The sequence below is a fragment of the Streptomyces cylindrosporus genome, assembly GCF_022698165.1.
GTDB lineage: Bacteria > Actinomycetota > Actinomycetes > Streptomycetales > Streptomycetaceae > Streptomyces > Streptomyces cylindrosporus.
The window spans coordinates 100,819-127,143 of the sequence record NZ_JALDAY010000007.1 but is presented as its reverse complement, the minus strand read 5'-3'; the positions used below and the strand labels follow the sequence as shown (position 1 = coordinate 127,143).

General features: G+C 72.0%; 19 protein-coding genes and 1 pseudogene. 10 read left to right on the top strand and 10 right to left on the bottom strand.

The window, feature by feature from the left end:
* The first annotated feature begins 26 nt into the window (after positions 1-26).
* Positions 27-1,079, top strand: a complete 1,053-nt coding sequence (locus MQP27_RS23220) for a hypothetical protein (RefSeq protein WP_242767265.1) — start codon at positions 27-29, stop codon at positions 1,077-1,079.
* A gap of 10 nt (positions 1,080-1,089) precedes the next feature.
* Here the strand turns inward: MQP27_RS23220 and MQP27_RS23215 are convergent, their stop codons facing one another.
* The gene (locus tag MQP27_RS23215; protein ID WP_242767264.1) at positions 1,090-2,244 is read right to left on the bottom strand and encodes a hypothetical protein; all 1,155 of its coding nucleotides are present in this window, start codon (positions 2,242-2,244) and stop codon (positions 1,090-1,092) included.
* A 393-nt stretch (positions 2,245-2,637) separates the two neighbouring features.
* Between MQP27_RS23215 and MQP27_RS23210 the strand changes: the two genes are divergently transcribed.
* Both MQP27_RS23210 and MQP27_RS23205 read left to right on the top strand, forming a co-directional pair.
* On the top strand, positions 2,638-3,006 hold the full coding sequence (locus tag MQP27_RS23210; protein ID WP_242767792.1) for a PadR family transcriptional regulator: 369 nt from the start codon (positions 2,638-2,640) through the stop codon (positions 3,004-3,006).
* Positions 3,003-4,043: a hypothetical protein gene (locus MQP27_RS23205; protein WP_242767263.1), complete on the top strand. Its 1,041-nt coding sequence runs from the start codon at positions 3,003-3,005 to the stop codon at positions 4,041-4,043. The genes MQP27_RS23210 and MQP27_RS23205 overlap by 4 nt, the downstream gene beginning before the upstream one ends.
* Here MQP27_RS23205 and MQP27_RS23200 read toward each other — a convergent pair.
* A complete protein-coding gene (locus MQP27_RS23200) occupies positions 4,027-4,521 on the bottom strand; it encodes a lamin tail domain-containing protein (RefSeq protein WP_242767262.1) in 495 nt (164 codons plus the stop codon). The two genes, MQP27_RS23205 and MQP27_RS23200, sit on opposite strands and share 17 nt — an antisense overlap.
* A gap of 75 nt (positions 4,522-4,596) precedes the next feature.
* Positions 4,597-5,748 (bottom strand): FAD-dependent oxidoreductase, encoded by a 1,152-nt coding sequence (locus tag MQP27_RS23195; RefSeq protein WP_242767261.1) that lies wholly within the window; start codon positions 5,746-5,748, stop codon positions 4,597-4,599.
* A gap of 218 nt (positions 5,749-5,966) precedes the next feature.
* On the opposite strand from MQP27_RS23195, the gene MQP27_RS23190 reads away from it, so the two are divergent.
* Positions 5,967-6,152: a hypothetical protein gene (locus MQP27_RS23190; RefSeq protein WP_372511288.1), complete on the top strand. Its 186-nt coding sequence runs from the start codon at positions 5,967-5,969 to the stop codon at positions 6,150-6,152.
* 25 nt (positions 6,153-6,177) lie between these two features.
* A complete protein-coding gene (locus MQP27_RS23185; protein WP_242767260.1) occupies positions 6,178-7,140 on the top strand; it encodes a D-cysteine desulfhydrase family protein in 963 nt (320 codons plus the stop codon).
* Positions 7,141-7,147: 7 nt separating this feature from the next.
* Here the strand turns inward: MQP27_RS23185 and MQP27_RS23180 are convergent, their stop codons facing one another.
* The 4 genes from MQP27_RS23180 to MQP27_RS23165 form a co-directional block, all read right to left on the bottom strand.
* Positions 7,148-8,512: an FAD-dependent oxidoreductase gene (locus tag MQP27_RS23180; RefSeq protein ID WP_242767259.1), complete on the bottom strand. Its 1,365-nt coding sequence runs from the start codon at positions 8,510-8,512 to the stop codon at positions 7,148-7,150.
* A 137-nt stretch (positions 8,513-8,649) separates the two neighbouring features.
* Complete coding sequence (locus tag MQP27_RS23175; RefSeq protein ID WP_242767258.1) at positions 8,650-9,495, bottom strand: chitosanase; 846 nt, start codon at positions 9,493-9,495, stop codon at positions 8,650-8,652.
* A gap of 135 nt (positions 9,496-9,630) precedes the next feature.
* Complete coding sequence (locus MQP27_RS23170; RefSeq protein ID WP_242767257.1) at positions 9,631-12,384, bottom strand: SpoIIE family protein phosphatase; 2,754 nt, start codon at positions 12,382-12,384, stop codon at positions 9,631-9,633.
* A gap of 1,005 nt (positions 12,385-13,389) precedes the next feature.
* Positions 13,390-15,942, bottom strand: coding sequence for a SpoIIE family protein phosphatase (locus tag MQP27_RS23165; protein WP_242767256.1), 2,553 nt, complete (start codon positions 15,940-15,942; stop codon positions 13,390-13,392).
* Between the two features lie 199 nt (positions 15,943-16,141).
* On the opposite strand from MQP27_RS23165, the gene MQP27_RS23160 reads away from it, so the two are divergent.
* The 3 genes from MQP27_RS23160 (at position 16,142) to MQP27_RS23150 (ending at position 19,893) form a co-directional block, all read left to right on the top strand.
* The gene (locus MQP27_RS23160) at positions 16,142-17,572 is read left to right on the top strand and encodes a cytochrome P450 (RefSeq protein ID WP_242767255.1); all 1,431 of its coding nucleotides are present in this window, start codon (positions 16,142-16,144) and stop codon (positions 17,570-17,572) included.
* A gap of 175 nt (positions 17,573-17,747) precedes the next feature.
* Positions 17,748-19,175 carry an alkaline phosphatase family protein gene (locus tag MQP27_RS23155; protein WP_242767254.1) on the top strand — a complete coding sequence of 476 codons (1,428 nt, stop codon included), beginning with the start codon at positions 17,748-17,750 and terminating at the stop codon, positions 19,173-19,175.
* Positions 19,176-19,260: 85 nt separating this feature from the next.
* A complete protein-coding gene (locus MQP27_RS23150; protein WP_242767253.1) occupies positions 19,261-19,893 on the top strand; it encodes a GNAT family N-acetyltransferase in 633 nt (210 codons plus the stop codon).
* Between the two features lie 13 nt (positions 19,894-19,906).
* Here the strand turns inward: MQP27_RS23150 and MQP27_RS23145 are convergent, their stop codons facing one another.
* The 3 genes and pseudogenes from MQP27_RS23145 to MQP27_RS23135 form a co-directional block, all read right to left on the bottom strand.
* Positions 19,907-21,637, bottom strand: coding sequence for a dolichyl-phosphate-mannose--protein mannosyltransferase (locus MQP27_RS23145; protein WP_242767252.1), 1,731 nt, complete (start codon positions 21,635-21,637; stop codon positions 19,907-19,909).
* 154 nt (positions 21,638-21,791) lie between these two features.
* Positions 21,792-21,974 (bottom strand): annotated as a pseudogene (locus MQP27_RS23140) (1,4-beta-xylanase); the annotation flags it as partial.
* Between the two features lie 20 nt (positions 21,975-21,994).
* Positions 21,995-22,978 (bottom strand): chitinase, encoded by a 984-nt coding sequence (locus MQP27_RS23135; RefSeq protein ID WP_372511287.1) that lies wholly within the window; start codon positions 22,976-22,978, stop codon positions 21,995-21,997.
* Positions 22,979-23,222: 244 nt separating this feature from the next.
* Between MQP27_RS23135 and MQP27_RS23130 the strand changes: the two genes are divergently transcribed.
* Complete coding sequence (locus tag MQP27_RS23130) at positions 23,223-24,011, top strand: maleylpyruvate isomerase family mycothiol-dependent enzyme (protein ID WP_242767251.1); 789 nt, start codon at positions 23,223-23,225, stop codon at positions 24,009-24,011.
* Positions 24,012-24,194: 183 nt separating this feature from the next.
* Complete coding sequence (locus MQP27_RS23125; protein ID WP_242767250.1) at positions 24,195-26,312, top strand: DUF1996 domain-containing protein; 2,118 nt, start codon at positions 24,195-24,197, stop codon at positions 26,310-26,312.
* Positions 26,313-26,325 lie beyond the last annotated feature (13 nt).

The window sequence follows — 26,325 nt, the reverse complement described above, 5'->3', positions numbered from 1 at the left end:
CTTTCATCTCTCCCATGGAGCAGAGAATGAGCACCCGCTCTTCATCACCTCAGCCGAACGAACCCTCGATAACCACCGCTCACGAAGACCCGGTCAGCGCACTGGTGCACGCCGCGGTCGCCGACCGCCCGCTGGAGGAGGTCGCCCGGCTGATCACACTGCTGGAGCAGTCCCCTCAGTACGCGCAGGCCACCGTCGACGCGCTCCGGGCGGTCGGCACGGACCGGTCCGTGGAGGACGTCACCCGGCTGGCCGCCCTGCTCACCCGGCCGCCGCGCGACGCCGACAGCGCCGACGAGGCGATCCGTGCCGCCGCCGGGAGCCGGCCCGTGGAGGACGTGACGCGGCTGATGGCGCTGCTGCACCGTTCGCCGATGGAACCCCACTGCGGACAGGAGGCGGCCCGCGCCGCCGCCACCGCGCGGCCCGTCGAGGAACTCGTGGAACTCATCGGCCGGCTGAGCGAGGAACGCGAGGCGCAGGCCGCCAGGCTCGAAGCGGAGGAGCCGCCGCGGCCGTACGACGAGCAGGAGGCGTACGGCGACCAGCCGCCGCCCGTGCCCGGCGTCCTCCCGCCGCCCGCCCCCGACTTCGCGCCCGCCATCGGTGACCTCCGCACACCGCGCCGGATCGCCCGTACGCCGGCCCGGCCCGCCGCCCGGCTCCAGTGGCCCGGCCTGTTCGCCGCCGCCGCGCTGCTCGCCTGCGCGATGCTCTGGTTCCCGCTGCACCGGGACGGCGCGTCGCTCCACGCCTACGGACTCGCCCTGGGCCTCTCGACGGTGTGCGCCGCTGTCTCCGTACTGCTGACCCTGCGGCCCGGCCTCACCGTCCTCGCGGTCGCCGTCGTGGTGCCGGCCCTGCTCGCGGCGGCCCAGCTGTACGAGGGGCGCTTCCACTCGGCACGGCTGTCCCGCGCGCTGGACCTCACGCTCGCCCCGAACTGGATCGCGGGCCTGGCCGCCGTCTGCGCGTCCCTCGTGGCCCTGACCGCCCTGCTGGTGCGACTGGCGTCACAGGCGCCGACCGTGAACGCGCCGGCACGCCCCCTGGTGGGGGCACGCCGTGGGGCGGAGTGACACACCCGCGTCAGTCGCGGGTCGAATCGTCTGAGCCGTCCTGCTCCGGGTTTCCGGCACGCTCGCTGTCCGTCGTGGGCGTGGGCCGCAGGGCCTTGCCCGTCCCCTTGAGGCGTTCCAGGGTGCGGGTCAGGTGCTGGAAGGGGGACGCAGTGGGGGCGGGCTGCGGCGCTGTCGGTGCGGCCGTGCCCGACTCGCGGTAGGCCTCCAGCGCCTCATGGGCGCGCTCGGCCGCCTCGCGGTACAGGTCCCGGGACTTCGTCATCGCGTCGAGGGCCTCGGCGTACCGCGCCACCAGCGCGCGCTCACGGGCGAGTTCCTCCTCGAGCGTCATCAGTTGCCACTCGTCCCGCAGCGCCGAGACGACCTCCTCGGCCCCCTCCGGCAGGGGCGGCGGCAGCGCGGCGAAACGGGTCAGCGCGTCGACGAGGTCCGTCGGCCGCGAACCGTCGAGGAAGACCGTGCGTACGGCGAACTCGTCCGCGTCGACGCCGTCCCGGTCCGCGGACAGCAGCACGGCGCCGCCGCGCGGGACCTGCACACCGAACTCACGCAGCGCCCGGTTCACGATCCGCAACTGCTCGGGAGCGGCCCGGTGTTCCAGCACGCGGTGGCGCAGCCCCGGTGGCAGCAGCGGGCCGAGCGGGCCCCGGCCGCGCTCGTCCGGCGTCATCGCCTCGTGCACGACGAGGTTGATGCTCCAGCCGCCGCGCACGCAGTCGCGCAGCAGCCGCCGGATCTCCTTGTCGTCCGTGGGCAGACGGTTGGCCTGCCGTGTGCGCAGTGCCGTGCCGGGCTCGTGGTCCCAGTCGGCGTCCGGTTCGTCGGGCCAGAACATGGTGGCGGGCGAGGGCCACTCCGGATCCCACGGGGACTCCGCCTCGGCTGCCAGCGTCCAGTCGTGTCCACCCTCCGCGCCGGGCGTCAGCGTCAGCCGGGCCCGCACGGTCACCGTCCCGGCGCGGACCCGCCAGCGCGCCTCGAACACGAGGGGAGAGGCGTCCTCGGCCGCGGGCAGCTCGTGCTGGTCGTCGAGGACCTCGCTGCCCTTGAGGCGTTTCAGGGTCCGGCGAACCGTGTCGGGCGCGTCGGGTCCGGGGTGGTGGCCGCGGGCCAGCCACAGGGTCGGGGAGGGTGTCGGGCGGGCGGTGGAGAAGAAGCGCATGGGTCCATCGGGTGGCGGGGGCACGTGGACCCACCAGTATCGTCCGCGGGGTTCGGGCGAGATCGGGCGGGGTGTGCACACGGGATGTGCGTGCCGCACTCGGGGTGCGAGCGGAACACCCCAGTCCGCGGCGTTTCACTCGTGTCCCGCGGGCATTCGGGCCGCGAGAATGACGCCCCGAACAGGGCCCGCCCACCATCCGCTTCGGGGCGGGCCCTGTTCGCGGCGGCGGTGGTCGCACCCACCGAGCCCGGCGGTGCCGGAGTCCGGCCGGCACCGCACGGACGCCGCCCCTGTCACCCCCACCCCGTCCTCGGGGGACACGCCCAGGTAACTCCGTGGCGCGCTATATATCGGTAACCGAGATATCATGGCGGCATGGCATCGAGGAACATGACACAGGCGGCGTTCTTCGTCCTCACCGCCCTCGCCGACCAGCCCCGACACGGCTACGGCATCCTGCGCGAGGTCGAGGAACTGTCCGACGGCGCCGTGCAGTTGCGCGTCGGCACTCTCTACGGCGTGCTGGACCGGCTCACCGCCGACGGGCTGATCGTGCTCGACCGCGAGGAGGTGCACGAGGGCCGGCTCAGGCGCTACTACCGGCTCACCGACGAGGGCATGCGGGCTCTCGACGCCGAGGCGGAGCGCATGGCGGCCGGAGCCAGCGCCGCCAAGCGCCGTATCGCCGAGGGCCGCGGCGCCCCCGGCCCCGTCACGAACCCGGCCCAGGGACCCGGACTCGCGGGAGGTCTCGCATGACGACACTGCTCGAAGCCCGCTACCGCACGGTGCTGCGGCTACTCCCCGACTACTACCGGCGGGCCCGGGAGGAGGAGATGGTCGAGGTCTACCTGTGGGACCTCGACCGGGACACCCAGGACCAGAGCCGGCCCACCCTCGGCGAGGTGGCGAGCGTCGCGGCACTCGCCGTACGCACCCGGCTCGCCGCCGCCGGGGCACCTCGGCCCTATGTGCTCCTCGGGTCGGCGGTCCGCCACTTCGCCCTGTTCGCCGTGCTCCTGCAGGCGGCCACCGCCGTCGTCGACCGGGTCCTGCAACTGACCTGGGCGTCGACCCACGGCGCACGGGAATGGGACCTCTTCCTGTCCGGCTTCGCCGGGCACGGGCCCACGCCCGCCGTGGTCGAGATCGCCGTATGGGTGCTGCCGCTGCTGTGGCCGGTCGGCTTCTTCGCCCTCGTGCACGACCGAAGGCGCCTGGCCCAGGTGTCGGTGCTGCTGGCGGCGCTCCCGTCGGTGTGGCCGTTGGCCGGACCGCTGCTGAGCGGAACCGTGCCGGGCGCCCCGTGGTTCGCCGCCGCCTTCGCCCTGTTCGCCTGGGCGTCCGCCCTCGCCCTGTGCGCCGGCCATCACCGGGACGCCCCGGCGGCCCTGCGGCCGGCCGGCTCGCCCGGGCTGGTCTTCGCGGCGTGCTGCGTGGTGACAGGCGCCTCCGAGGTGCTGCTGCCCGCCATGGCGGACGCGGCCTGGGCACCTGCCACGTGCTTCGTCGTCGGCACTCTGGGCTGGCTGGTGTGGCACACCCGCCGTGCCGACCGGAGCGCCGCCTGCGGTGCGCCGGCCCTCGCCGCGCTCGGCCTGCTCCTGCTCGCCGTACGCGTCGCCGCGCTCTACACCTGGCTCGGCGTCCCGGTCCCCGCCGCGCTCGTCGGCGGGGCGCTCGCCCAGGCCGTGGTGCTCACGCTCCTCGTCGTCGGGCTGGGCGTCGTGGCCAGGCGCGACCTCGGGCCGCGCGGAGGCGGCCCGCACGCCGCCGACGTCACCCGTGGAACGTGATGTACCCGTTGCCGTCGGGGTCGTTGCCGCTCTTCGTGTAGGAGTGCGAGTCGGCGCCGCTGCCGGACGGCTTGTACACGTAGATCGTGTCCTTGTCGTTGTTCCACATGAAGTTGCAGTTGTTGCGGTAGACGACGTTCTTGGTGTCCGAGTCCGTGCCCTTGCCGCCGCGGAGCTTCACGTAGTCGCCGGGCTGGAGGTAGTGGTTCTTCGAGAAGGTGAACTTGTTGCCGGCCTTGTCCTTGACCACGTAGCCCTTGAGGTTCACGGTCGTGTGGGCCGAGTAGTTCTTGATCGTCAGGTACTCGTCCTTCGTGTTCCCGGTGGTGCAGTTGTTGGAGTCTCTGCCGGGCGCGTCGTACTGGATGCCCTTGATCTTCAGCGCGGACGAGTACTCCGTGGCGTGTGCCGGGACGGCGGCCAGTACGGCGAGCGTGCCCGCGGCGGTCGCGGTTGCCGCGACAAGGCGTATACGCATGTGAAACATCCCCCCTGTGTGGATTTTCCGTGAAGAAACGGAGCGTATACAAACACGGCGGGGCGGGGGGTCACTTCACCGAATTGATGCGTCCCATTCGAGGAGCCGTACGAGTTCGTCCTCACCGGGCCGGGCGGGTGCGCCGCTGCGGGCGGCGGGGGACGTGGAGTGGGTGCCGCGCGAGATGTTCCCGCTCACGGTGATGTTGTGCTCCACGCGCGGGCGGCGCAGCTCCTCGTAGACGGAGAGCGCCGAGTCGGTGTCCGGTGCGTCGCGCAGGGATTTCGCGAGGATCACGGCGTCCTCCATGGCCATCGAGGCGCCCTGTCCGGTCGCCGGCGAGGCCGCGTGGGCCGCGTCGCCGAGGAGCAGGACCCGGCCGGAACGCCAGGGGGTGCCCGGAGGGAGCTCGGTGGCGTTGGTGACCAGGACGTCGTCACCGGTGGCGGCCACGATGTCGGCGGCGGGGGTGGCGTCCTTGCGCAGCGCCGGGAGCAGCAGCTCGCGCCAACCGGCCGGTGTGCCCTGGTCGGTGGCCTCCGCGGGCAGCGGGTCGTCGGCCACGCGCGCAAACCAGTACGTCTCCCCGTCGGGCGACACCGCGAAGCCGAACGCGGCCTCGCTGCCCCGCACCATCGTGATGCGCGCGCCTCCGTCGGATGTGGACGCGGCGCCGGTGTAGCCGTAGAAGACGCGCTGGCCCGCGTAGACGGGGCGCGCGTCGGGGGCGATCGCCTGCCGGACCGTCGAGTTGAGGCCGTCGGCGCCGATCAGGACCTCGGCGGTCGCGGTGCTGCCGTCGGCGAAGTGCGCGGTGACGCCCGCGCCGTTCTCCTGGACGGAGGTGAGCCGGTTGCCGTGGTGGACGGCGATGCCCCTGCGTGTCGCCTCCGCCTGCAGCCCCGAGTTGAGGTCGCCGCGCCGCAGGCACCGGTATCGGAGGAGCGGATCGCCCGCCTCTCCGAGGGGTGCCTGCGCCAACTCCTTGCCCGTGTCGTCCAGTACGCGCATCGAGGTCAGCGGAAAGCCGAGCGCCGTGACCGCGGCGGAGGCGTCGATCTGGGCCAGCGCGCGCATGCCGTTGCTCGCGAGGGTGAGGAACGCGCCCAGGTCCTCGGCCGAGTCGGGATGCGCCTCGTGCACGGCGACCTCGAAGCCCGCCTTGTCCAGTGCCAGAGCCGTCGTCGTACCGGCGATTCCGCCACCGATGACCAGTACCCGCGTCACGCGCCACCTCGCCCGTCTCCGTGCGGCCCCCGTGGTCGCACCTGCACAGAGGGGAACGTCCGGGCGCCGGGAGCGGTTCCGCGGAGCGCGCCTTTCGAATTCCGTGGAACGCGCCATCCGTGCGTCGTCACCGCCTTGACTGGTGACGCGTCGCCTGCGAGCATGGTCGTCATCCGAACCGGTAACGTTCGGACGGGCTTCGAGCGCAGGAGCGTGGGATGGCGATGCAGTCGCAGGAGAAGACGGTGGCGGACTCCGACGAGGCCGGGCGGCGGGCGCGGTTCGGGAGTCTGCCGGAGCGGATCCGGCTCGAGGACACCATCGAGGAGCGGCCCGCGGTGGCGCCGGATCCGGCGAGGGACGCGTACAACGCCGACGAGTGGCTCGTCCGCACGTGCCTTTGACCGGCGTACTGATTCGATGGGTGCCATGAGTGACAAGATCGCCCTGAGCACCTGGCCGACCCCCATCGAGCGCGCGCCGCGCCTCGGCGCCGAACTCGGCCTGCGCGAGGACGACCTGTGGATCAAGCGGGACGACCTCGGCGGTCTCGGCGGAGGCGGCAACAAGGTGCGCAAGCTGGAGTGGTTCGTCGGCGCCGCGTCGGCCGCGGGCGCGGACACGCTGGTGACCACCGGCGCCGCACAGAGCAACCACGCCCGGCTCACCGCGGCCGCCGGCGCCCGGCTGGGCCTCGACGTGGTGCTCGTCTTCCCCGGTACGCCCGACAGGGCGGCGCACGGCTCCGGGAACCTCGTGCTCGACAGCCTCTTCGGGGCCCGTGTCCACTGGGCCGGCGAGGGCGCTCCGAGCGGCCTGGGCCGGGTGGCCGAGGACGTCTGTGAACAGCTGCGCGGGGAAGGAGCCCGGCCCTTCCTGATTCCCTTCGGGGGCTCAAGTCCGCTGGGCGCGCGGGGATATGTCGAGGGCGGTCAGGAAGTGCTGGCCCAACTGCCGGACGTGGCGCATGTGGTGGTGGCTCTCGGCTCCGGGGGCACCATGGCCGGTCTCGTCGGCGCGCTGGGGGCGGAGCGGGTGCTGGGCGTGCACTGCGGCGCCGTGGACGAGCCGGCTGCCACCGTCGCCGGACTCGCCGGCGTCGACCCCGGCTCCCTTCGCGTGCGTACCGACCAGGTCGGCGCGGGATACGGCGTCCTGCACGAGCCCGTCCTGGCGGCGATGCGGACGGCCGCCGCCACCGAGGGGATCGTCCTGGACCCCGTCTACACGGGGCGGGCCATGGCCGGGCTGTTCGCCGCCGTGCGGGACGGTGACATCGGGCCGGGGCAGCGCACCGTGTTCCTGCACAGCGGAGGGCTCCCGGGACTGTTCGGCCACACGGAGACGGTGCACCGTACCGTCTCCGCGTTGTCGTCCCGGAAGCCCTCCTGAGCGACCGTCAGGCGCCGCTCTCGCGGAGCATGTCCTCACGCTCGACGATCTTCACGCGCTCGCGGCCCTGCGGCTCGCCCAGCGCCTTCTCGGCGGCGTCCAGCCTGTACCAGCCGTCCCAGGTGGTGTAGCGCACGCCCCGCTCGGCGAGGAACGCGTCCACGGCCTCCGGCTCGGGCGCGGCGGGCGTGTGGAGGCGGTCGTTCGCGTAGTCGTCCAGCAGGTTCGACACCGTCTCGTTGGCGTCGCCCTTGGTGTGGCCGATCAGGCCCACCGGGCCGCGCCGGATCCAGCCGGTGACGTAGGTCGACCGGAGGTGCTCGCCGCTCTCCTGGATGACCCGGCCGCCCTCGTCCGGGACGGTGCCCGAGTCGATGTCCCAGGGCAGCTTGGGGAGCTTGTCGGAGAGGTAGCCGACCGCGCGGTAGACGGCGGTGACGTCCCAGTCCTTGAACTCGCCGGTGCCCTTGACGTTGCCGGTGCCGTCGAGGGCGGTGCGCTCGGTGCGCAGGCCGACGACCTTGCCGTCCTCGCCGAGGACCTCCGCCGGGGACTCGAAGAAGTGCAGGAAGAGTTTGTGCGGGCGGTCGCCGACGTCGCGGATCGCCCAGTTCTCCAGGGTCTTGGCGACCATGTCGGCCTGCTTGTTGCCGCGCCGGGTCTCGATCGAGCCCTCGTCGTAGTCGATGTCCTCGGGGTCGACGATGACCTCGATGTTGGGGGAGTGGTCCAGCTCCCGCAGCTCCATCGGGGAGAACTTCGCCTGCGCCGGGCCGCGGCGGCCGAAGACGTGGATCTCCAGGGCCTTGTTGGCCTTGAGGCCCTCGTAGACGTTCGGCGGGATCTCCGTCGGCAGCAGCTCGTCCGCCGTCTTGGCGAGGATGCGGGCCACGTCGAGGGCGACGTTGCCGACGCCGAGCACGGCGACCTTCTCGGCCTCCAGCGGCCAGGTGCGCGGCACGTCCGGGTGGCCGTCGTACCAGGAGACGAAGTCGGCGGCGCCGTAGGAGCCGTCGAGATCGATGCCGGGTATGTGCAGCTCGCGGTCGGCCGTCGCGCCCGTCGAGAAGATCACCGCGTCGTAGAAGGCGCGCAGGTCGTCGAGGCTGATGTCGTTCGGGTAGTCGACGTTGCCGAACAGGCGGATCTGTGGCTTGTCGAGCACCTGGTGGAGGGCCGTGATGATGCCCTTGATGCGGGGGTGGTCGGGGGCGACGCCGTAGCGGATCAGCCCGAAGGGCGCCGGCATGCGCTCGTAGAGGTCGATGGACACACCGGGTTCGGCGGCCACGTCGGACTTGAGCAACGCGTCGGCGGCGTAGATCCCGGCGGGGCCGGCTCCGACGATGGCTACCCGCAGGGGGCGGGGCATGATCAGGTTCCCTTCGAGCGGCGATAGATCGACTCGAACGGGAAGCCTAAGCTAAGGCAAGCCTAAGTCGGTACGCGGGTCCGGTCTATGGGCTCATAAATCAACTTTATGAGCCCATAGGAAGCCTACCTGCCGGATCAGCCGATGTGGTAACTGTCCCCGTACACCTTCCAGTCCAGCGGGGTGTTCAGGCACAGGTTGCCCTTGCGCAGGAAGACCCGCTGCTCGGTGTCGACGCGGGTGGTGTCGCTGTGGGCCTCCTCCTGCTTCATGGCCCACACCCGCGCGTCGAGGAAGGCGTTGAGGTACGTCACCTCGTCGCCGCCCTGGGCCGGCGGCTCGGCCTTGTTCAGGGCGCGCTTGCGTATGTTGCGGAAGCTGGTCGGGTCGTCGCCGTCTCCGTGCATGACGATGGCGTCGTAGTACGTGAACTGCCCGAGCGTGCCCAGCCCGTCCGTCTTGCCCTGCTTCACGGCCGGGTTGAAGTAGACGCGGTCGCGTTCGTCGTTCTGCGCCTGCTGGAAGGCGCTGTCCTGGGCCGCCTTGCGCCAGTCCTTGGGGAAGTTCGGGTCGAGCCCGTCGTGCGAGTCGGAGCCGTTCACCTGGCGCAGGGCCGGAAGGTATTTGGCAAGAACGTTGCCCGGCTTGCGGTCGGTGTAGAGCTGGACCAGGTCGAGCATGTCGCCGGTGCCGGAGCAGAAGCCGATGATGCCGGCGGTGTAGCCGCGGCCGTCACCGATGTCCTCGATGTACTTGTACTGCGCCTTCCAGTCGAGCGAGGAGTTCTCCGCGCTCGACACCAACTGCATGGCGATCTCCTTCTTCGCCGGGTCGTCGAGCCCGACGCAGCCCGCGGCGGTCGTCGCGGAGGCGTGCGAGGGGCGCAGCAGCGGGGCCGCTGCCAGGGATGCGCCGAGCAGGGCGAGGACGGTGCGGCGCGAGGTGAGCGCGGGGCGTGGCAGATCGCTGGACGGATGGCTCACGGGGACTCCAAGAGGAGGTGGGGGGTGGGGAGTTGGCCGTGCATCACTCTGATAGGAAGGTTTCCTATCAGAAATTGGCGATGGACGGCACCCGTCACGTGAGAACTTCGTAGGGAAGAACGAACGGACGACGGGTCAGGGCAGTGGCTGCTCGGCCCAGATGACCTTGCCCTCGGGCGTGTAGCGCGTGCCCCACCGCTCGCTGAGCTGCGCCACCAGGAACAGCCCGCGGCCACCCTCGTCCGTCATCGCCGCGTACCGCAGATGCGGTGAGGTGCTGCTGCTGTCGAAGACCTCGCAGATCAGGGTGCGGTCGAACAGCACCCGGACGCGGATGGGATCGGCGCCGTAGCGGATCGCGTTGGTGACCAGCTCGCTCAGGATCAGCTCGGTGGTGAACGTCAGCTCGTCCAGGCCCCATTCGGCCAGCCGCCGGGTGACCGAGGCACGCACCTCGCCCACCGCCGCCGGGTCCGGGGGGACCTGGGCGACGTCGTCGCTGGGCTTGTTCGGCAGCTGGGTCTCGAGCACGACCCGGCAGGTGTCCTCCGGCGAGTCCCCGGCGCGTTCCAGGGCGCCGCGCAGGAGGTCGAGCCCCTCGTCGATGTCCCGTTCGCGGTCCTCGACGAGGCCGTCGGTGTAGAGCACGAGCCGGCTGCCCTCGGCCAGTTCGAGGTCGGCGGTCTCGAAGGGCAGGCCGCCGAGGCCCAGCGGGAGACCGGTCGGGACGTCCGGGAACTCGACGCCGCCGTCGGGCCGGACCAGGGCCGGCGGCGGATGGCCGGCACGGGCGATGGAACATTTCCGCGACACCGGGTCGTAGATCGCGTACAGGCAGGTCGCTCCCGTGACCGGGGCGCTGCCGTCCTCGGTGGTCTCGTCCTGGTCGATGCGGCCCACCAACTCGTCCAGGAGGGCGAGGAGTTCGTCGGGCGGCAGGTCCAGGGCGGAGAAGTTGTGCACCGCCGTACGCAGGCGACCCATGGTGGCCGCGGCGTGCAGTCCGTGCCCGACGACATCACCCACGACGAGCGCGACCCGGGCGCCCGACAGCGGCAGTACGTCGAACCAGTCGCCGCCGACCCCGGCCTGCGCCGGCAGATAGCGGTAGGCGATGTCCAGCGCCGTCTGTTCCGGCAGGCTGCGGGGCAGCAGGCTGCGCTGCAGGGTCACGGCCATGCTGTGCTCGCGCGTGTAGCGGCGGGCGTTGTCGATGGAGACCGCGGCCCGGGCCACCAGCTCCTCGGCGAGGGCGAGTTCCTCCGTGTCGAAGGGCTCGGGCTTCTCGGAGCGCCAGAAGCTGACCACGCCCAGGAGCAGCGTCCCGGCGCGCAGCGGCACGGTGATCAGCGAGTGGATGCCGTACCCCACGACCTGCGCGGTCCGCTCCAGGTCCTGTGCGTGCCAGCCCGGCGCCAGGTCGAGGTCCGGTTCGAGGACGGGCCGGCCGGAGCGGAGGCTGCGGGCCTGCGGCGAGGACTCGACGAACGTGATCTGCCGGCCGACCGGGTAGAGCGGGGCGTCCTTGCGGATCCCGCTGACGGCGGTACGGCGCAGCACGGTCGAGGCCTCCGGCTGGCCGCCGCCGAGCACCGCGTCGAACAGGTCGACGCTCGCGAAGTCGGCGAACCGGGGCACGGCGAGCTCCGCGAGCTCCTCCGCGGTGCGGGTGACGTCGAGGCTGGTCCCGATGCCCACGCCGGCGTCGTACAGCATGTTCAGCCGCTCCCGGGCCGCCTCCGCCCGGCCGGACAGGGCGCGCAGCTCCGTCGAGTCGCGCAGGGTGGCGACGCTGCCGGGCGGGCCGCCCTCGGCGTCCGTGGGGCGCTGGTTGACCGCGAGCAGCCGGTCCTTGACCAGGTGCACCTCGTCGGTGGCCATCCGGCCGGAGGCCAGCAGGTCGGCGGTGTCGGCGGGCAGGCCCAGGTCGAGGACGTGCCGGCCCTCGGCGTCCTCGGGCAGGTCCAGCAGGCGGTGCGCCTCGTCGTTGGCGAGGAGCAGCCGGCCCTCGTCCCCGACGATGAGCACGCCCTCGCGGACGGCGTGCAGCACGGCGTCGTGGTGCTCGTACATGCGGGTCATCTCGTGCGGACCCAGGCCGTGCGTCTGGCGCAGCAGTCGTCTGCTGACCAGCGCGGTGCCGGCCGTGGCCAGGGCGAGGCCGACGGCGGCGGCGAGCAGGACCAGTGGCAGCTGCCGGTTGGCTGCGCCGCCGACGTTCGCGGTGGTGATGCCCGCCGAGACCAGGCCCACGACCGTGCCGTCGTCCGCCTTGATCGGTACGACGGCCTGTACGAGGCGTCCGATCGTGCCGTTGATCTCCTCGACGACGGTCTGGCCGGCCAGCGCGGGGGCGATGTTGCCGACGAACTTCTTGCCGATGCGGTCCGGTTTCGGGTGGGTGTAGCGGATGCCGTCGGTGTTCATGACGACGATGAAGTCGACGCCGGTCGCCTTGCGGGCCGCCTCCGCGCGCGGCTGCAGCACGGCCGTGGGGTCGGGGTTGGTGAGCGCCTCGCGGGTGCCCGGCGAATTGGCGAAGGCCTCGGCCACGGCGACCGACCGGTTGCGGGCCTCCTGGGTGCTGTCGTGGCGTGCCTGGAGGTAGAGCGCGACCACCGCGGCGACCACCAGCAGCAGCACGATCACGACCTGGAGGACGAACACCTGTCCGGCGACGCTGCGTCCGGTCAGTGCCGACCGCAGTGCCGCGAACCGTCCCTGGTCCGGTGGGTCCGCGCGCGTGAGCCGCCGGGCCGTCGCACCGCCCGGCGTCCGCGCCGATCGCCGCCCCTGCGCTCCGCGGGCGCCGTCCGGCGCGCGTTCGGCACGGGACCCGCTGGGGTGACGGCTCGACCCGGCCCCGGAGCGGCCCAGAAGTCGGACCATGTGCCCATGTCTACACTGCCGGGCCTCAGGAGGCGAGAGGCGTCACAGAGGGTGACAGGGCGCGCCGCTGGTTGGCGTTGGTAGCGGGGGGGGGAGGGCGGCGGCGGGGTGGGGGCGGGGGTGGCGAAGGGCACGCTGCCGGTGCCGGTGCCGGTGCCGGTGCCGGTGCCGGTGCCGGTGCCGGTGGCTGTGAGTGTGGGTGGCGGCGGGCCGACGCGGGCACGTTGTCGGTCGGGCTGGGCGTCGGGAGGGGTGCGGGGGCACGTTGTCGGTCGGACCGGGCGTCGGCAGGGCGGCGGGGGCGGACTGTCGTCCGATCCGGGCATGGGCAGGGGGTGGAGGGCACACCGTCGGTCGGTCCGGACGTCGGGACGGATGCGCGGGCACACCGTTGGCCGATCTGGGCGTCCTCGGGGCTGAGAGGGCGTGTCGGCGGGGAGTCTGCGCGCGGCCAGGGCGCGGCGGGGCACGCCCAGCGGGAGAGCCGCCGACAGGGTCAGCGGCACACGCCGGGTTCGGGGAACGTGCGGCGCGGCCGGAGCTTCAGGGGGTTGGCGGGCCGTCTGACTCGGCGGCTGGGTTCTCGCCGGTCGGCGGGCTGTCGGTCCCGGCGTCCGGGCTCTCGCTGGTTGGTGAGGTGCCGGTCCCGACGCGGCTGGGTTCTCGCCGGTTGGCGGCTGCCGGTCCTTGCGCGCCTGGGTCTCTACCGGTTGTCGGTCTGCCCGTCCCCGCGCGCTCGGGCTTTCACCGGTCCGTGAGGTGCCGGTCCCGGCGCCTGGGCTCTTGCCGGTTTGGCGGGCTGTCTGACTCGGCGCCTGGGTCTCTACCAGTTGTCGGTCTGCCCGTCCCCGCGCGCCCGGCCTCCTACTGGTCCGCGACGTGCCGGTCCCCGCGCCCGGCCTCCCACCGGTCCCGCGACGTGCCGGTCCCCGCGCCCGGCCCCCCAGCGGCCGGCGGGCTGCCGGCCTCGGCGTGTGGACTTCCAGTGGTCGTCAGTCGCTCGGCTCAGCCCCGTCCCCCGCTTGCGACACGCCGTGTGGCCAGTAGTAGGGCGATGTCGTCGGGGCGGTCGGCCGTGTGGCGGGCCGTGGCTGTGAGGCGGTCGGCGATGCCGGCGAGGGGGCGGCGGCCGGGGCGGGTCGCGGGGGCGCCCGCCTTCGCCAGGGCCACTCGCAGGGCCGTGATGCCGTCGTCGATGTCCGCGCCGGGCCGCTCCACGAGCCCGTCCGTGTACAGGGCGAGGACGGCTCCGGGCTCGATCCGGAGTTCCGCGACCGGGTAGTGGGCCCCCGGATCCACCCCCAGTACCACCCCGCCGGGCAGGTCGACGACCTCTGTGCGGCCGTCCGGGAGGCGCAGGAGCGGTGGGGGATGGCCCGCACGGGCCACCTGGGCGATCCCCGAGACCGGGTCGAGGCGGATGTAGCAGCAGCTCGCGAACTGGCCGGGGTCGAGGTCGATGAGCAGATGATTCGTGCCGCTCATCACCTCGTCGGGTGGACGGTCGCCGAGCGCGAACGCCCTCACCGCGCTGCGCAGTTGTCCCATGGTGGCCGCCGCCTGCACCCCGTGCCCCTGGACATCGCCGATCACCAGCGCCAGACCGTCCCCGGCCTCCACGACGTCGTACCAGTCCCCGCCGATCTCCATGCCCTGCGTGCCGGGCAGATAGCGGCCGGTGGTCTCCACCAGCGGGTGGGCAGAGAGCCGGCGGGGGAGGAGGGCCTGCTGGAGCCCGCGGGCGAGGGCCGCCTCGCTCTCGTAGCGCTGGGCCTTCTCCATGGCGTGCGCGATGAGCCCGGCCAGCGCGGTCAGCACGGTCCGTTCCTCGGTGCTGAAGGTGTGCGGGCGGTCGAAGCCGAGGATGCAGGAGCCGACCGGCCGCCCGGAGGCGATCAGCGGCAGGAAGGCGCGGGCGCCCTCCGCCGCGTCCAGCGCGATCCCCGGATAGGCGGCCGTCAGCTGCTCCATCGAGTCGAAGAACAGCGGCCGGCCGGTGGTGAGCGTCTCGACGCCGGGCAGATGGGCGTCCAGGCCCACGCCCTCGAAGGGGGCGAGGAACCCCTTGGGGAAGCCGCTCTCCCAGGCCAGGTACAGATGCCGGTCCTGGAGCAGGTAGATGGCCAGCCGACGGCCGCCGAACGCGGGCAGCAGCTCCCGCATGACCACGGCCGACACCTGCCGTGCGGTGACCGCCTCGGTCAGCGCGATGGCCAGCACGATCGGCCGGTACAGCGGCGCCATCGACGGCACTCCGGTCGCGGCCGCCTTGCCCGTCTCCTCCGGCTCGGGCGTCGGCGTCAGCTCGGCGGCGGCGTCCGCCACGGGACTCGCCGGGCTGAACGTGCAGGTCAGGACGTTCGGGCCCGGATAGACGCAGACGTCCAGCCAGGCACCTTCGTACGGCGGCGTGCCGGTCGGCGCTCCGTCGGCGGCGGGCAGCCCGACGTGGAAGCTCACCGGCTCCGGGGACAGCAGCGCGCTGCGCAGATGGTCCTCGCAGTTCGGCTGGTTCAGCCAGGGCACGCCGTCCCACAGGGAGCGGCCGAGCAGCTCGGCGCGCGGGCGGCGCAGCAGCTGTCCGGCGCGTGGATTGGCGTACAGGATCAGCCCCAGCCGGTCCACGCAGAGCACGCCGTCGGGCAGCAGGTCCGCCGCCGCGTCGGCCGCCGCGCCGGGCCCCGGGTCCACGACCGAGCCCCGGACCGGGTGCACGCCCGAGACCGTGCCGCGCCTGGCGGGCGGGGCGTACGGGCTCCACAGCTCCACGAGCCGCAGCGCGCCGTCCCCGTCCCGCACGTACAGGGGCAGCGCCGGCGGGCGGCCCGCGGCGGTCTCCCGCAGCGCCGCCAGGACCCGCTGGGTCTCGCCCGGGGCCACCGCCTCGGCGAGTGCCTGCACCGACGCGCCGAACGTCTCGGCCGGCAGGCCCAGCAGGGCCGGCAGCCGCTCGTCCACGGTCACCACGTCCGTCACCGGATCCCAGGCGAAGCCCCCGGCGCGCCCGCCCGGCGGCCGGGCGCCCGGCGGCCGTACGCAGACCGGCTCGCCGTCCCAGGAGACCTGCGGTCCGTCGGGCTCCTCCAGGCGTCGTAGGGCCGCGCCCAGGTCCTCGGCCTGCCGGACCAGGCGGTCGCGGTGCTGGAGCAGCTCGGCGGCGTCCGCGGCGGAGGGGCGCAGCACGGTCAGTACGCCGTAGGTGGTCGAACCGCCCACGATCGGCACGTACAGCGAGCCGAACTGGAACGGCAGGCCGGCCGCGAACTGGGGGTAGCGCCGCATCGTCTCCGTGGCGTTCGGCAGCACCACCTGCACGCCGAGCCGGTAGACGTCGGCCACCGGGAACGGGCGGTCCACGTGCATCCGCCACCAGGGCCGGAAGAGGGGGCCCGGCAGCCCCGCGAGCACGGCCAGCCGCAGCAGTCCGGGCGTGCCGGAGCGCAGATAGACCCCTCCCGCGTAGCCGCCGGCCTGGTCGATCGCCTCCGTCGAGGTGTCGATCAGCAGCGCGGCCAGCTGCCCGGGCGTCCGGTGTGCTTCCTCCGCGCTCCGAGTCATCCGGTCCTACCTCGTCCGTGCGCCGTCCAGCGGGCGACACAGCAAGAATGCGCCACGACGGGCCTGCGGCGCACCTGGGCGGACAGAGACATCGGAGGGACCTGTGTGACGCAGAGATCATCGGCCCGGTGCATCGGCTTTGGCTGTCATGGGCATGCATCCGGGGGTTTGATCCCGCCCCACGAGGAGTGATCGCGTGATGAGCGCCCCCACCACGGCTCCCATCCCCACCCCCACGGCCCCCGGCGGACTCCCGCTGATCGGACATGGCCTCCGCCTGGCCCGCGACCCGCTGCCGTTCTTCAACTCGCTTCGTGAGTACGGCAGTGTGGTGCGCATCCGCATCGGCCCCACACCCGCCTACGTGGTCACCGACCCCGCACTGACCCGGCGCGTCCTGGTGAACGACGCCGCCCACTTCGTCAAGGGCGGCAAGTACAACGACGCGCTGCGGGTCTTCCTCGGCGACGGGATCGCGACCGTCGCCGACGGCGACACCCATCTGCGCAACCGCCGTCTGATGCAGCCCATGTTCAACAAGGCGCACATCGCCGAGCACGGCAACGCCATGATCGACCAGGTGCGCAAGATGGTCGGCGCCTGGACCGCGGCCGAACCGCGCGACGTGCTCGCCGACATGAACGGGATCACGCTCGCCACGTTCCTCGTCGCCGTGTTCGGCACGGGCCTGCCCGCCCATCTGGAGGGCGAGTTCACCGCCCTCATGCCCGACATCATGAAAGGAACGATTCGGCAGGTCATTCTCCCGCCCTGGATCACGCGGCTGCCGCTGCCCGCCAACCGTGCGCACGCCGACCGTGTCGCCCGCCTGCGCGCCCTCATCGACCAGGCCATCGACCACCACATCGACGTCACCGCACCCGGACCGGCTCCGGCGGACGGCGCGTCCGGCGTCGAGGCGTGCCCGCACGCGGCCGAGGCGGTGCGGCAGCAGGGCGGCCTGTTCGAGACCCTGATCGGCGCCGAGGACCGACTCGGCCGCCGGCAACTCCAGGACGAGACCATCACCCTTCTGGCCGGCTCGATCGAGACCACCGGCACCACCCTCGCCTGGGCGCTGTACGAGATCGCCGGCAACCCCGCCGTCGAGCGACGCCTCCGCGAGGAACTGGCCTCGGTGTGCGGGGACCGGCCGCTGCGCTACGACGACATCGACCGGCTCCCGTACGCCCGACGGGTTCTGCAGGAGGCGATCAGGAAGTACGGGGTGCTCTGGATGGTGACGCGGACCGCCGCCCGCGACATCGTCCTCGGCGGACACCTCATACCCGAGGGCGCCGACGTCATGTGGAGCCCGTATATGCACCAGCACGACTCCGCCCATTTCCCCGACCCGGACAGCTTCGACCCGGACCGCTGGGAGGCGGACGGTGGCGCGGGCACCCGGGGGTCCTTCCTCGCCTTCGGCGACGGCCGCCGCAAGTGCATCGGGGAGAACTTCGCCTGGGTCGAGCTCCAGATCATCCTCGCGACCGTGCTCCAGGCCTGGCCCCGGTTCGAGGTGACCTCCCGTCCACCGCGTGCCCAGGCCGTCATCACGGTCGAACCCGACGCCCTGGCCATGGAGTTCCATTCGGGCGTCTCCCAACACCGGGCGACATCCATGTAGCCGCCAACCATCCCCGGTCATGGCTTGGCCAACTCCCCACCGGGCGTTGGCCACATGTTCACCACCGGCCCCTGATGTGCCCCGCCTCTTCGAGCGGAGAGTGATCGACGGCCCGCCTCTCGCACCGGGCCGGCCGCCACTCCCGAGAGCTTCTCCCGCTCAAGAAGGGGCAACCATGGCCGAGTTGACACGTCGTAGACTTCTGGGTTCCGCCGCGGGCGCGCTGGGCGGCGCCGCGGCCCTCTCCCTCCTCCCGCCGAGCGTCCAGAAGGCCGTCGCCGCCGAACCGCCCAGGAACGGCTCGCTGCGCGACATCGAGCACGTCGTCATGCTGATGCAGGAGAACAGGTCCTTCGACCACTACTTCGGCACCCTGTCCGGTGTCCGGGGCTTCGCCGACCCGCACGCCCTGAAGCTCGACACCGGACGGTCCGTCTTCTACCAGCCGGACGCCGTGAACCCGAAGGGCTATCTGCTGCCCTTCCACCTCGACACCCACACGTCGAGCGCCCAGGCCATCCCCTCCACCAGCCACGCCTGGTCGGTGCAGCACCAGGCGTGGAACGGCGGGAAGATGGACCAGTGGCTGCCGGCCCACCGCAAGGCCGACGGCGTCAACGGCCCCTACGTGATGGGCTACTACACGCGCGAGGACATCCCGTTCCAGTTCGCGCTCGCCGAGACCTTCACCGTCTGCGACAACTACTACTGCTCGGTCTTCGGCCCCACCTGGCCCAACCGCCTGATGTGGATGACCGGTTCGATCGACCCGGCCGGCACCCACGGCGGCCCGATCATCAGCAACGTCGCGCCGACGCCGTACCGCTGGACGACGTACGCCGAACGGCTGCAGGCGGCCGGCGTCAGCTGGAAGGTGTACCAGCAGGACGACGACTACGGCTGCAACATGCTGGAGCAGTTCGCCACGTTCAAGAACGCGCAGCCCGGCTCCGACCTCTACGAGCGCGGCGTGCGCCCGCAGCCCGAGGGCACCTTCGAGGACGACGCCCGGGGCGACCGGCTGCCGACGGTGAGTTGGATCATGCCGACCAGCTACCAGTCGGAGCATCCCGACTACCTGCCCGCCGCCGGCGCCGACTTCGTCGCCTCGAAGATCGAGGCGATCGCGGCCAACCCGAAGGTGTGGCGCAAGACGGCCTTCATCCTCAACTACGACGAGAACGACGGCCTGTTCGACCACGTGCCCCCGCCGACCGCACCCGCCGGCACCGAGGACGAGTACGTCCAGGGGCTGCCGATCGGCGCCGGCTTCCGCGTGCCCGCGATCATCGTCTCGCCCTGGACCGTGGGCGGTTGGGTCGCCTCGGAGGCCTTCGACCACACCTCGGCCCTCCAGTTCCTGGAGCGCTTCACCGGCGTGGAGGAGCCCAACGTCAGCGACTGGCGGCGTGAGACCTTCGGCGACCTCACGACCGCGTTCCGCTTCCGTGACGCCCGCCCGCGCCCGCCCCGGCTGCCCGAGGACACCGCGGAGCAGCTGGAGAAGGCCAAGGAGGAGGTCGCGACGCTGCCGAAGCCCACGCTGCCCGGCGCGGACCAGACGTTCCCGCACCAGGAGCAGGGGCGTCGCCCGCACGTCTGACCCGACGGCCGAGGGCCCGGTCGCGCGACCGGGCCCGTACACCGCCCCCTTGTGGGAGCGCTCCCATCGGATGCAGGATGCCGGTGTGACTTCGTCTCCCGCCATCCGCCCCTACCGCCCCGAGGACCGTGCGGCCCTCGACGACATCTGCGTCCGCACCGCGCACAACGGCCAGGACAGCCGCCCCCTCTACGCCGACCCCGGCATCTTCCCGACGAACTTCGCGGCGCCGTACGCCCACCTGGAGCCGGAACTGGCCTTCGTCCTGGACGACGGACACGGCCGGGCCGTCGGCTACATCCTCGGCACCGCCGACACCCCCGGCTTCGTCCAGGCCTTCCGCGCCAAGTGGCTGCTCCTGGTCGCGGACCGCTACCCGGAGCCCGCCGGGCCGCCGAGCACCCCGGACGAGGCGATGATCGCGCTGCTGCACCATCCCGAGCGGATGATCGTCCCCGAGGTCGCCGCGTACCCGGCCCATCTGCACATCGACCTGCTCCCCGCGTGGCAGGGCCGCGGGCACGGCCGTGAGCTGATGCGGACCTTCCTGCGCGCCCTGCACGACCGGGGTGTCGCCGCCGCGCACCTGTGCATGGTCACGGCCAACACCCCGGCCAGGGCCTTCTACGACCGCCTCGGCTTCCACGAGATCGAGGTGCCGGATCCGGGTCCGGTCACCTATCTCGGCCGTACGACAGGGGAGTTGGACTCCCTCTGACGAGCCCCCGCCCCTATATCCAGGTGTCCAGCCACATCCGGGCGTGCCAGTCGGAGTACGGGATCGTCTGGCCCGTGTAGAGCGGGAAGAAGTAGATGAAGTTCCAGACGATGAGCAGGACGAGGACACCGGCCCCCGTCGCGCCCACGAGCCGGCGCCGCTCGCTCGCCCCCGGAGGTCCGAGCAGGGCGCCGATCAGCAGGGCCACGGCCAGGCACAGATACGGCACGAACGCGACGGCGTAGAACGAGAAGATCGTACGGTCCTGGTAGTTGAACCAGGGGAGATAGCCCGCCGCCACCGCGCACAGGACGGCACCGGAGCGCCAGTCGCGGCGCATCGCCCATCGGTAGAGGAGGTAGGCGAGCGCGAAGCAGGCCGTCCACCACAGCAGCGGTGTACCGAGGCCGAGGATCTCCTGGGAGCAGTCGACGCTGGTGTGGCAGCCCTCCTGGCCGGGCTTCGGGGACTCGTAGAAGAAGGACACCGGGCGGCCCTGGACGAGCCAGCTCCACGGATTGGACTTGTAGCGGTGCCAGGCGTGGAGGTTGATGTTGAACTCGTAGACCGCGTGCTCGTAGTGCCACAGGCTTCGCAGCGGGGCCGGGATCCACGACCAGGTGCCGCCGCGGCCGTCCGCCCAGTGCCGGGCATAGCCGTCATCGGTCATGAACCAGCCGGTCCAGGTCGCCAGATACGTCAGCACGGCGACCGGCACCATCGAGACCACCGACCAGCCCAGGTCCTTGCGCAGCACCGCCCGGTACGGGCTGTACGCCCCCGCGATCCGGCGCGCGCCGACGTCCCAGAGCAGGGTCAGGGCCGTGAAGAAGACGAGGAAGTACAGGCCGTTCCACTTGCTCGCCGCTGCCAGGCCCAGGAAGACACCGGCCGCGAGCCGCCAGGGGCGCCACCCGGTGCCGGCGTGTTCGCCGGTGTGGTGGTCGGGGCGGGCGAAGCCGTCCGGGCCGACGGGCAGGGCGGCCGCGAGCCGGGCGCGGGCCCGGTCCCGGTCGACGAGCAGACAGCCGAAGGCGGCAAGCGCGAAGAACATCACGACCAGGTCCAGCAGCGCGGTACGGCTCATCACGAAGTGCAGGCCGTCCACCGCCAGCAGCGCCCCGGCCAGGCAGCCGAGCAGCGTCGAACGGAACAGCCGACGGCCTATTCGGCACAGCATGAGCACCGACAAGGTGCCCAGCAGGGCCGTCATGAACCGCCAGCCGAACGGGTCGAGACCGAACAGGTTCTCCCCGAACGCGATCACCCACTTGCCCATCGGCGGATGCGCGACGAAGCTCCCCGTGTCCGAGAGCGGGATCACCTGCGGGTCGGCCAGGATCTTCGGGTCGGCGATCTTCCGGTCCGGCCAGGTGCCCTCGTAACCGAGCTTCAGCAGCGACCAGGCGTCCTTCGCGTAGTACGTCTCGTCGAAGACGAGGGCGTGCGGCTGCCCCAGCCGCCAGAACCGGAGCGCTCCGGCGACCGCGGCGACGAGGAGCGGCCCCACCCACGCCATGGATCCGGCCAGCCGCCGGGCGAGCCGCGGGCCGAGGCCCAGGAACTCCCAGATCCGGGTGCTCGGTTGCGGGAACGGGGGCACCAGGCGCTCGCGTGTGTCGGTGCGTGGGGCCGGCGTGTATCCGAACCGGCGCAGGCGCTGCGCCCAGGAAGCGGTCTCGGGTTCCGCGGCCGGGCGGACGGCCTCGTCGGCGCCGGCCCGTGTGGGGGTGTCACTCGTCACCCGGTCATCGTAGGGAACGCCAGTGCGGGCCCCGGATCACGCCCGGCGGTGCGACGACATCACGACAGGTGCGGGGCCCCGACCGCACCCTCGCCGCGGTCGGGGCCCCTCGCGCACCGGCTCAGTGGTGCGCGCTCCGGTGCGGACTCGGCAGCCCGCCGAGCCACTTGAGGCCGTCGAGCAGGAACCGGTTCCGCGTCGGGCTCGCGAAGGCCGACGACGGCATCCGGAACTTCGTGTTCGTCCACAGGATCGGGTGGTAGCCGCTGTACCAGGACTGGTCGGGGTTGCGCCGCAGGTCGTTCGGCCAGCTGTACGACTCGCCGACGGACGAGGTGAGCTGATGTGCGGCGTGCATCAGCCGGTGTATCCGGCGAAGACGCGGGTGTAGTCCCAGGCCTGCTGGCTCACCCCGGAGCAGCTGTCGTCGGGGCCGCCGGTGCAGGGCCGGTCGCGGTTCGCGGACCAGAAGGTGAGCCGGGCGAGGTGGTGCTGCTGGGCGTAGCCGAGGATGGTGCGGAAGTCGGCGACCGTCACCGTCTCGTTGTCGTCGGTGATGCCGTTCATCGACGATATGCCCATGTCCCGGTAGGCCTGGTCGTCGCTGTAGCCGTAGGCGCTCTTGAGCGCGGACTTGAGGCCCTCGGCGGCCTGCTTGGTGAGCGTGCCCATGTTCTTGCCGGCGCCGCCGAAGTCGAACGGCATGATGGCCCACGCGTCGACGGAGAGGCCGGAGGAGGCCGCGCGCTTGATGAGGCTGGTGTCGGGGCCGCTCTGATCAGTGCCGATGGTGATGTACACCTTCAGGCCGGGGTTGTTCGCCTTCACGGTCTTCAGCGCGTCCACCGTGCGCTTCTGCACGGTGGCGCTGCTGTAGGCGTCGGCCTCGATGTCGATGTCGATCGCCTTGAGGCCGTACGCGTTGATCACCTTCTGGTAGGCGCCCGCCAGTTCGGTGGCGTTGGAGCAGGAGCTCTCCAGCTTGTTGCCGCTGTAGCCGCCGAAGGAGGGGATGACGTCGCCGCCGTTGGTGCGGACGGTGTTGACGGTCCGCTGGTCGACGCCACCGGTCAGGGGCCGGGAGCCGTCCCACTGCGGATTGCAGTGCCCGTTGCTGAGCACGAAGGCGAGCGTGAACCACTTGACGCCGGTCGCGTTGGTGATGGTGGTCGGACTCGGCGGGCTGCCCCAGCCGTTGTAGAGGTAGGGCGCGACGGCCATCGGCGCGGACGCGGCGGCGTCGGCGGCAGGGGCGGCCAGGAAGGTGGCGGGCAGGGTGAGCAGGGCTGCGGCGAGGCCGCCGCGCAACACGGCGCGGCGCGTGGGGGGTTGGGCTCTCATGAGTGGGGTTCACAGCCTTTCGCAGGCGGCGGACGGTGGGGGGTGGCACCACGAAGCACGTTCATGTGAGTGAACGTCAGTCGAACTTGTGAAGCCGTGCGTCCGGGAACCTAAAGGTCTGAACCAAACACGTCAAGGGCCACGTCAAGAGTGCGGGACGGTCAGGGATTGGCTTGGCGGATCGGGGGGCGTCCCTCGCGTCTGCCGAGGCCGTCGCCCGGGGCACCTGACGCATGATGAACGGGTGACTTCGCTGACCTTCGAGGACCACTGCCGCGCGATCGTCGACCAGACCGACCTGCTCCGGACCGAGGCCGCCGACGCGGACCCGACCACCCCGGTGCCGTCGTGCCCCGGCTGGGACCTCGGCCGACTGCTGCGGCACGTGGGCGGGGACCACCGCTGGGCGGAGGCGATCGTACGGACCCGGTCCGCCGAACCACTCCCCGACGACGGCGTCAACGACCCGGCCGTGTACGCGCATGTGGACGGTGAGGCACTCGACGCGTGGCTCGGCGAGGGCGCGTCGGAGCTCGCCGCCGCCCTGCGCGACGCCGGGCCGGGGGTGCCGGTGTGGACTCCGGCCGACGAGCAACTCGTCGAGCAGTCGACGTCGTTCTGGGCGAGGAGGATGACCCACGAGACCGTCGTCCACCGTGCCGACGCGGTGCTGGCGACCGGCGGGAGGTTCACCCTCGACGAGGGTCTCGCGGTCGACGGTGTCGAGGAGTGGCTGGACTTCTCGACGGTCCCCGAGGCGTACGAGCCCGGACCGGACGCGCCCGGTCTGCTGGGCCCCGGCCGCACGCTCAGCTTCGAGGCGACCGGCGCCGGGCAGTGGCTCGTCGACCTGACCGGCGCCCGGCCCCTCTGGCGGCCCGGCGTCGGGGACGCCGCCGTGAGCGTCCGCGGATCCGCGACCGACCTGCTGCTGTTCCTCTACCGCCGTCCGACACCCGCGGTCGAAACCGACGGCGACACGGCCCTGCTCGACCGCTGGCTGACGCGCACGGGTTTCTGGCTGGAGCTGTAGGGCCCGTCAGCCCGTGGATCCGCGGAACCGGCGGCCTCCCGGGCGCTACGCGAGCGCGTCGCGGTGCATGCGCTTACTGAGATGTTCCTATGAATCTGTGGTGCGGTTGAACACGCCTGTGCCGGTGTCCGTATGGGGTCGAGGGATTTCCATGCCTGACCGCCATGATCCGTAGGAGAACTCGTGGGACGCAACACGCGCAGACGCCCGACAGGACCGCGCCGCGCGACCTTCGCGGCTTTCGCCCTGATGCTGGGTGGAGGCGGCCTGGTCGCGGCCAACGTGTACGCCTCCGCGACGGAAGGCGGCTCGGGCACTGAGCAGTCGACCCGCAGCGCGGCGGCCGGCACGATCGACTGTCCGGACGTCGGAAGCAAGCTGACCCAGGTGCCGGACCAGGCGCGGGGCGACGTCGACAAGCAACTCGCCTCCCTGGACCAGCAGATAGCCGAGGCCTACCAGAAGCTTCAGGCCGCGACGCCCGAGCAGCGCCAGGACAGCGGCTACACGGACGAGACGGTCATGAAGCCGCTGAAGGAGCAGCGGTCCCAGACGCTCGACCGCATCGGCGGCGCCATGGAGCATGCCGGGCAGAGCGCCGACGGCCTGGACTCCATGGCGGACTGCTCGATGCGGACGTGGAACGACCAGAACGCCGGCCAGGACAACGGCGGCAACGGCGGTGACGGTTCCCAGAACGGTCAGCAGCAGGGCGGCCAGGGAGACGGCCAGAACGGTCAGAACGGCGGGGGCCAGCAGAACGGCAACGGCGGGCAGGCCGGCAACGGGCCCGTCGCCGGGGACTACCAGGACATCAACAGCGTCCAGCCCAACGCCCCCGCCCCCGACCTGAACTCCTTCGTCTCCAAGGGCAGCTTCACCACCAGCTGCGGCGTGAACGAGAACGGGCTGTTCAACTCCGACAACGTGATCGTGGCCCCGGGTGTCACCAACGGCGCCCACCACTTCCACGACTACATCGGCAACCAGTCCAACAACGCCTTCGCCAGCGACGACGACCTCGCGAACGCCGACACGAGCTGTGAGAACCCGGGCGACAAGTCCACGTACTACTGGCCCGTGCTGCGGCTGCAGAACGGCACCCAGGAGCAGGACGCCAACAAGCCCGGCGGTGGCATCGAGGGCAACGCCGGTCAGATCGTGAGGGCCAAGCAGGTCACGCTGACCTTCATCGGCAGCCCGCGCAGCAAGGTCACCGAGATGCCCCGCCTGCTGCGCATCATCACCGGCGACGCCAAGGCCTTCGTCAACGGCCCGGCCAACGCCAACGCCTCCTGGAGCTGCACCGGGTTCGAGGACCGGCAGCTGAAGGACAAGTACCCGCTGTGCCCGCAGGGCAGCGACGTGGTGCGCACCTTCCGTTTCCAGAGCTGCTGGGACGGCCGCAACATCGACAGCGCCAACCACCGCACCCACGTGGCCTTCGCGGACGCCCAGGGCAACTGCCCGAACGGCTTCGAGGCCATTCCGCAGCTCGTCCAGCGGATCGTCTACGACGTCAAGGCGCCGAGCCTGCAGGACGGCGGCAAGACCACTCCCTTGTTCGCGGTGGACTCCTTCCCCGAGCAGCTGCACAAGCCGGTCACCGACCACGGCGACTTCATCAACGTCTTCGACGAGGGTCTGATGAAGGAGGTGGTCTCCTGCATCAACGGCGGCCGCAACTGCGGCGCGGGCACCTCCGAGGACCCGGGCTCGGACGGCGGGGCGACCCAGCAGCCGACGGAGAACCCCACGGACCAGCCCACCGACAAGCCCACTGACAAGCCGACCGACCAGCCCACGGACGAGCCGACCGCCCAGCCGACCGAGGACCCGACGACGCCGCCGGCCGGTGACGGCAACGGCAACTCGGGCAACGGGAACGGCGATTCGGGCAACGGCAACGGCGGATCCGACAACGGCTCCGACAATGGATCAGGCAACGGCTCCGACAACGGCAACGGCTCCGGTCAGCAGCAGTCGGCCGCCCCGACGACCGATGCTCCGACCATGTCCAGCACCTCGGAACCCAAGGTCTACGCGAAGCCCTCGGCGTCCAAGACCACCGCGGCCGCGCAGAACGGCGGCTCCTCGGACAACGGCTCCGGCACCGGCGACAACGCCGCCCAGACCACGGGCGGCAGCGACACCGGCGCCGCGAACCAGACCGAACCGCAGGCCGTCCAGGGCGGGCTGGCCGAGACCGGCACGACACTGTGGCCGGCCGCGGCCGGTACCGCGCTGCTGATCGCGGGCCTGTTCCTGCTCACGCGGACGCGCCGCCGTTACGTGCGCTGACGCACCGCCAGGG

Bases quoted from the DNA above. Each gene is read 5' to 3' on its own strand.
- MQP27_RS23220 (WP_242767265.1), top strand. From the start codon at position 27: ATGAGCACCCGCTCTTCATCACCTCAGCCGAACGAACCCTCGATAACC.
- MQP27_RS23215 (WP_242767264.1), bottom strand. From the start codon at position 2,244: ATGCGCTTCTTCTCCACCGCCCGCCCGACACCCTCCCCGACCCTGTGG.
- MQP27_RS23210 (WP_242767792.1), top strand. From the start codon at position 2,638: ATGACACAGGCGGCGTTCTTCGTCCTCACCGCCCTCGCCGACCAGCCC.
- MQP27_RS23205 (WP_242767263.1), top strand. From the start codon at position 3,003: ATGACGACACTGCTCGAAGCCCGCTACCGCACGGTGCTGCGGCTACTC.
- MQP27_RS23200 (WP_242767262.1), bottom strand. From the start codon at position 4,521: ATGCGTATACGCCTTGTCGCGGCAACCGCGACCGCCGCGGGCACGCTC.
- MQP27_RS23190 (WP_372511288.1), top strand. From the start codon at position 5,967: ATGGCGATGCAGTCGCAGGAGAAGACGGTGGCGGACTCCGACGAGGCC.
- MQP27_RS23185 (WP_242767260.1), top strand. From the start codon at position 6,178: ATGAGTGACAAGATCGCCCTGAGCACCTGGCCGACCCCCATCGAGCGC.
- MQP27_RS23180 (WP_242767259.1), bottom strand. From the start codon at position 8,512: ATGCCCCGCCCCCTGCGGGTAGCCATCGTCGGAGCCGGCCCCGCCGGG.
- MQP27_RS23170 (WP_242767257.1), bottom strand. From the start codon at position 12,384: ATGGTCCGACTTCTGGGCCGCTCCGGGGCCGGGTCGAGCCGTCACCCC.
- MQP27_RS23165 (WP_242767256.1), bottom strand. From the start codon at position 15,942: ATGACTCGGAGCGCGGAGGAAGCACACCGGACGCCCGGGCAGCTGGCC.
- MQP27_RS23160 (WP_242767255.1), top strand. From the start codon at position 16,142: ATGAGCGCCCCCACCACGGCTCCCATCCCCACCCCCACGGCCCCCGGC.
- MQP27_RS23155 (WP_242767254.1), top strand. From the start codon at position 17,748: ATGGCCGAGTTGACACGTCGTAGACTTCTGGGTTCCGCCGCGGGCGCG.
- MQP27_RS23135 (WP_372511287.1), bottom strand. From the start codon at position 22,978: ATGAGAGCCCAACCCCCCACGCGCCGCGCCGTGTTGCGCGGCGGCCTC.